This is a genomic window from Roseateles sp. P5_B10, assembly GCF_056400485.1.
In genome coordinates, this window is record NZ_JBFULE010000382.1 from 1 (window position 1) to 4,955 (window position 4,955).

Here is a 4,955-nt window from a genome sequence, read left to right on the forward strand (position 1 = left end):
GGGCATGTCGCCCGCCTTGACGCGCTCGGCCAGGTCTTCCATGCCGACGACGTCGGCGCCGGCGGCGCGGGCTTCATCAGCCTTGGCACCTTGGGCGAACACGGCGACGCGCTTGGTCTTGCCGGTGCCGTTGGGCAGCACGACGGCGCCACGAACGACCTGGTCCGACTTCTTGGCATCGATGCCGAGCTGAACGGCGACGTCGATAGATTCATCGAACTTGGCCGAGGCCAGGCTCTTGACCAGGTCCAGGGCTTCGGTCAGCGCGTACAGCTTGGTCGACTCGACCTTGCCAGCCAGCGCCTTTTGCTTCTTGGTGAGCTTGGCCATGTCAGACCCCTTCCACGATGATGCCCATCGAGCGGGCGGAGCCGGCGATGGTCTTGACTGCGGCGTCCATGCTGGCGGCCGTCAGGTCCTTGGTCTTGATCGTTGCGATCTCTTCCAACTGGGCGCGGGTCARCTTGCCGACCTTATCCAGGTGGGGGCGCTGCGAGCCCTTCTCGATCTTCGCGGCCTTCTTGATCAACACGGTCGCCGGGGGCGACTTGATGACGAAGGTGAAGCTCTTGTCTGCGAACGCGGTGATGACCACCGGCAGCTTCATGCCGGGCTCGAAGCCACCAGCCGAAGTCTGSGCGTTGAACGCYTTGCAGAATTCCATGATGTTCARRCCRCGCTGACCAAGCGCGGGACCCACCGGGGGCGAAGGGTTGGCCTTGCCGGCCGGAATTTGCAGCTTGATGAAGCCGACAATCTTCTTTGCCATGTTTTCTCCAATCCAGTGCCCGGGCGGCAAGCCTGAACACCTGAGTGCTAGCGCATCGGACTCGGACCGAAGTCCTTACCTTTGCTCCTCTTGTCCGCCTCTCGTTGCAGACTGATCACGGGTCGACGTTAGGGGACGCCGGCCGAACCCAGGATTCTACTCTGCTGCTCAAATTTCAGGCTATGCAGCCCTTCACTTGGACGTCAGAGGTGCGCGTCGGACCTTTTGCCTTAGCCCTGCGGGCAGCGGCGAAAAGTTTGACGACGCGTCGTCAAACTTTTTCGACCTGCGAGAAGTCCAGTTCCACCGGCGTCGCGCGGCCGAAGATCGTGACCGACACACGCACCTTGGACTTGTCGTAGTTGACCTCTTCGACCGAGCCGTTGAAGTCGGTGAAGGGGCCTTCCTTGACGCGCACGACCTCGCCGACCGTCCACTCGACCTTGGGCCGTGGCTTCTCGACGCCTTCCTGCATTTGGTTGACGATCTTCATGACCTCGGCCTCCGAGATCGGGGCCGGGCGGTTCTTTGCGCCGCCCACAAAGCCCGTCACCTTGGACGTGTGCTTGACCAGATGCCAGGACTCGTCGTCCATCGCCATTTCCACCAGCACATAGCCCGGGAAGAAGCGGCGCTCGGTGACGGCTTTCTTGCCGTTCTTCAGCTCGACGACTTCTTCGGTTGGCACCAGGATGCGGCCGAACTTGTCCTGCATGCCGGCGCGGTCAATGCGCTCGCGCAGGTTGCGTTCGACAGCCTTTTCCATGCCCGAGTAGGCATGAACGACATACCAGCGCTTGGGCAGCCCCGTCGGGGCTTCGGTCGTGACGACTTGTTCTTCAGACATCAAGATTCCTTGCGATCAGCGCTTCCAGCCCAGGATCAGGTCGTACAGCACCCATTCCAACGTCTTGTCCGTCATCCACAGGAAGAGCGCCATGACGACGACGAAGGCAAACACATAGCCCGTCATCTGGGTCGCTTCCTTGCGGGTCGGCCAGACCACCTTCTTGACTTCACGCGTCGAGTCGCGGCCGTAGGCGATCAGCGCTTTGCCGTGTTCAGACGTAAAGAAAGCCGCCACGCCGGCGGCCAACAACACGAGCAGCGAGGCCCACTGCGCCAGCGGGCCTTGCTTGGACAGGCCGTAGTAGGCCGCCAGCGCGCCAATCAGCAGCAGTACCGCAACGGCCAGCTTGGCCTTGTCGGCGCCGCTGGTCACGGTCTCGACTTGGGGAGGATTCGCCATCACTTCACTTTCACGCGCCGCTTTGAAGCGGCTGTCAGACGCTGCCAAGGTTTGTCGCCATCAGCAGCAAGGCCCGCCGAGATCTCTCTCGCGGGCCGATGCTTGTTGCCAGGAAACCAACCGTCGTGATCAGCGACTGTTGGCAGGGGCAGAGGGTCTCGAACCCCCAACCTTCGGTTTTGGAGACCGACGCTCTGCCAATTGAGCTATGCCCCTGTGGCCTTGAAAAACTTACGCGAGGATCGTGGCGACGACGCCCGAGCCGACGGTACGACCGCCTTCACGGATGGCGAAGCGCAGGCCGGTTTCCATCGCGATCGGTGCGATCAGCTTCACGGTGATGCCGACGTTGTCGCCRGGCATGACCATTTCCTTGTCCTTSGGCARCTCCACSGCACCGGTCACGTCCGTGGTACGGAAGTAGAACTGGGGACGGTAGTTGTTGAAGAACGGCGTGTGGCGGCCGCCCTCTTCCTTGGACARRACRTAGATYTCKGCCGTGAAGTGGGTGTGCGGCTTGATCGAGCCGGGCTTGGCCAGCACYTGGCCGCGCTCGACGTCTTCACGCTTGGTGCCGCGCAGCAGGATGCCGACGTTGTCGCCYGCTTGACCTTGGTCCAGCAGCTTGCGGAACATTTCSACGCCSGTGACSGTGGTCTTCTGSACKTCGCGGATRCCGACGATTTCGATTTCTTCRCCGACCTTGATGATGCCGCGCTCGACGCGACCGGTCACGACGGTGCCGCGGCCGGAGATCGAGAAGACGTCTTCAACCGGCAGCAGGAAGGCGCCGTCGATGGCACGGTCCGGCTGGGGGATGTAGKTGTCCARSGCRTCRGCCAGRCGCATGATGGCTTGYTCGCCCAGGTCGCCCGTGTCGCCTTCCAGCGCCAGCTTGGCCGAACCCTTGATGATGGGGGTGTCGTCGCCGGGGAAGTCGTACTTGGACAGGAGCTCGCGCACTTCCATTTCGACCAGCTCGAGCAGCTCGGCGTCGTCGACCATGTCGCACTTGTTCAGGAAGACGATGATGAACTTCACGCCGACCTGACGAGCCAGCAGGATGTGCTCGCGGGTCTGGGGCATCGGGCCGTCAGCGGCCGAGCACACCAGGATGGCGCCGTCCATCTGGGCGGCACCGGTGATCATGTTCTTGACGTAGTCGGCGTGGCCGGGGCAGTCAACGTGCGCGTAGTGGCGGTTGGCCGTCTCGTACTCGACGTGGGCGGTGTTGATCGTGATGCCGCGGGCCTTTTCTTCAGGCGCTGCGTCGATCTGGTCGTAGGCCTTGGCCTCGCCGCCGAACTTCTTGGACAGCACGGTCGCGATTGCCGCGGTCAGCGTGGTCTTGCCGTGGTCAACGTGGCCAATCGTGCCCACGTTCACGTGCGGCTTGGTCCGTTCAAACTTGCCTTTTGCCATCTTGCGCTCCTGAGGCGAACCCGTTGAAACGAGTAGAAAAAGAGAAAATCTGTGGTGCCCTTGACGCGGATCGAACGCGTGACCTCTCCMTTACCAAKGGAGTGCTCTACCACTGAGCCACAAGGGCATCGGCACGGGTTTGACGCCAGATGAACTGGCCGGCAAACCGGTGTCGACGCTGACCAACCAAACCGCCCGGATTGGAGCGGGAAACGGGAATCGAACCCGTGTCATTAGCTTGGAAGGCTAAGGTTCTACCATTGAACTACTCCCGCTCTGGGAGCCCTGCCGCAACCGCCAGCAACGGCAGTTTTGGTGGAGGAGGCTGGATTCGAACCAGCGTACGCTATGCGGGCAGATTTACAGTCTGCTGCCTTTAACCACTCGGCCACCCCTCCTGAGGCAAGCCCGCAACTATAGCACAGGGCAAATGGGGCGCAACAGCCGCCTCACGAAGAAGCCAGAGACAAAGAGCGCGAAAACGTGGCCCGGGACGATTCCCCTGGCGCTCCGCTCATCTCGCCTTCCCTGGCGACGCCCAGCCTCGCCACGGCACCCAGGCGTCGCCTCGCCTCGGACCAATACAAAACCAGATCAAGGCCACCCAGCTACCAGCTGGCGAGCACTGCCGGGCGCCTTCTTACGACTTGCACAAGGGTCGCGTCGCCCAAGCGCAACAGTTTTATACGCGCAAAGATACCAATTAAGCACCAATTTGATCCGCTAGATTGGTCGCCCCAGAGAGGGCGCCACCCAATGAGCAGACACTTTGCCGCCACCACTCGGGAAACCCCCCAGTAAAAATTGGTAGCAAAGTGGCGTTATCAATCGTTACAGTGGCATGGCACTGGTTGGATGCGCTTTTGAGGGCAAACAAGGCATCAACCGGACCGAAGGTGGTATGCAACGCACCCGAAGCAGTCACCGCCGCCCCAATTCATTGGCCACAACGAGGAACAGCATATGAAGGTCAAGCAGACTCCCATCTCGCAGGCGGTACTCATCGCTTTGCTTGGCGCCAGCGGCGCCGCCATGGCGCAGCAAGCCCCGGCTCCCCAGCAACTGGACACGGTCACCATCACCGGTATCCGTGCGTCGCAGGAAAAGTCGCTGAGCGTCAAACGCAATGCCGACGCCCACATCGACGTCATCTCCGCCGAAGACATCGGCAAGATGCCCGACAAGAACGTGGCCGACTCGCTGGCCCGCGTGCCTGGCGTCACCATCCTGAACAGCCCGGCCGGCGGTTCCGGCGGTTTCGACGAGCGCGACCGCGTGGGCCTGCGCGGCACCAACCCCAGCCTGACGCAGACGCTGCTCGACAGCCACGGCATCGCCAACGGCGACTGGTTCGTGCTGGACCAGACCGGCGCCGGCGTCGGCCGCAGCGTGAGCTACTCGCTGCTGCCCTCCGAACTCGTCAGCCGCGTGGAAGTGCGCAAGAGCGCCGAAGCGTCCCTGGTGGAAGGCGGCACGGCAGGTTCGGTGAACATCATCACCCGCAAGCCGCTGGAC

Annotated in this window: 5 protein-coding genes, 4 tRNA genes and 1 pseudogene; 1 reads left to right on the plus strand and 9 read right to left on the minus strand. The window is 62.2% G+C overall.

Going from position 1 to position 4,955, the window contains the following annotated elements:
- The 9 genes and pseudogenes from rplA to AC1DU6_RS19960 form a co-directional block, all read right to left on the minus strand.
- Nucleotides 1-330, minus strand: a pseudogene (gene rplA / locus AC1DU6_RS19920) (50S ribosomal protein L1); the annotation flags it as partial.
- Nucleotide 331: 1 nt separating this feature from the next.
- Nucleotides 332-769, minus strand: a complete 438-nt coding sequence (rplK, locus tag AC1DU6_RS19925; RefSeq protein ID WP_056194802.1) for a 50S ribosomal protein L11 — start codon at nucleotides 767-769, stop codon at nucleotides 332-334.
- Between the two features lie 271 nt (nucleotides 770-1,040).
- Complete coding sequence (gene nusG, locus AC1DU6_RS19930; protein ID WP_057297385.1) at nucleotides 1,041-1,616, minus strand: transcription termination/antitermination protein NusG; 576 nt, start codon at nucleotides 1,614-1,616, stop codon at nucleotides 1,041-1,043.
- Nucleotides 1,617-1,631: 15 nt separating this feature from the next.
- Nucleotides 1,632-2,018 carry a preprotein translocase subunit SecE gene (secE, locus tag AC1DU6_RS19935; protein WP_056194808.1) on the minus strand — a complete coding sequence of 129 codons (387 nt, stop codon included), beginning with the start codon at nucleotides 2,016-2,018 and terminating at the stop codon, nucleotides 1,632-1,634.
- Nucleotides 2,019-2,158: 140 nt separating this feature from the next.
- Nucleotides 2,159-2,234, minus strand: a tRNA-Trp gene (locus AC1DU6_RS19940).
- 15 nt (nucleotides 2,235-2,249) lie between these two features.
- Nucleotides 2,250-3,440: an elongation factor Tu gene (tuf, locus tag AC1DU6_RS19945; RefSeq protein ID WP_457324053.1), complete on the minus strand. Its 1,191-nt coding sequence runs from the start codon at nucleotides 3,438-3,440 to the stop codon at nucleotides 2,250-2,252.
- A gap of 52 nt (nucleotides 3,441-3,492) precedes the next feature.
- Nucleotides 3,493-3,567, minus strand: a tRNA-Thr gene (locus AC1DU6_RS19950).
- A gap of 74 nt (nucleotides 3,568-3,641) precedes the next feature.
- Nucleotides 3,642-3,715: transfer RNA gene (locus tag AC1DU6_RS19955), tRNA-Gly, on the minus strand.
- 38 nt (nucleotides 3,716-3,753) lie between these two features.
- Nucleotides 3,754-3,838 (minus strand) — tRNA-Tyr (locus AC1DU6_RS19960).
- 565 nt (nucleotides 3,839-4,403) lie between these two features.
- Here AC1DU6_RS19960 and AC1DU6_RS19965 point away from each other — a divergent pair.
- Nucleotides 4,404-4,955, plus strand: a 552-nt coding sequence (locus tag AC1DU6_RS19965; RefSeq protein ID WP_477859095.1) for a TonB-dependent receptor plug domain-containing protein, incomplete at its 3' end; no start/stop codon positions are given.

Coding starts and splice junctions, on each gene's coding strand:
- nusG (WP_057297385.1), bottom strand. CDS start 1,616: ATGTCTGAAGAACAAGTCGTCACGACCGAAGCCCCGACGGGGCTGCCC.
- secE (WP_056194808.1), bottom strand. CDS start 2,018: ATGGCGAATCCTCCCCAAGTCGAGACCGTGACCAGCGGCGCCGACAAG.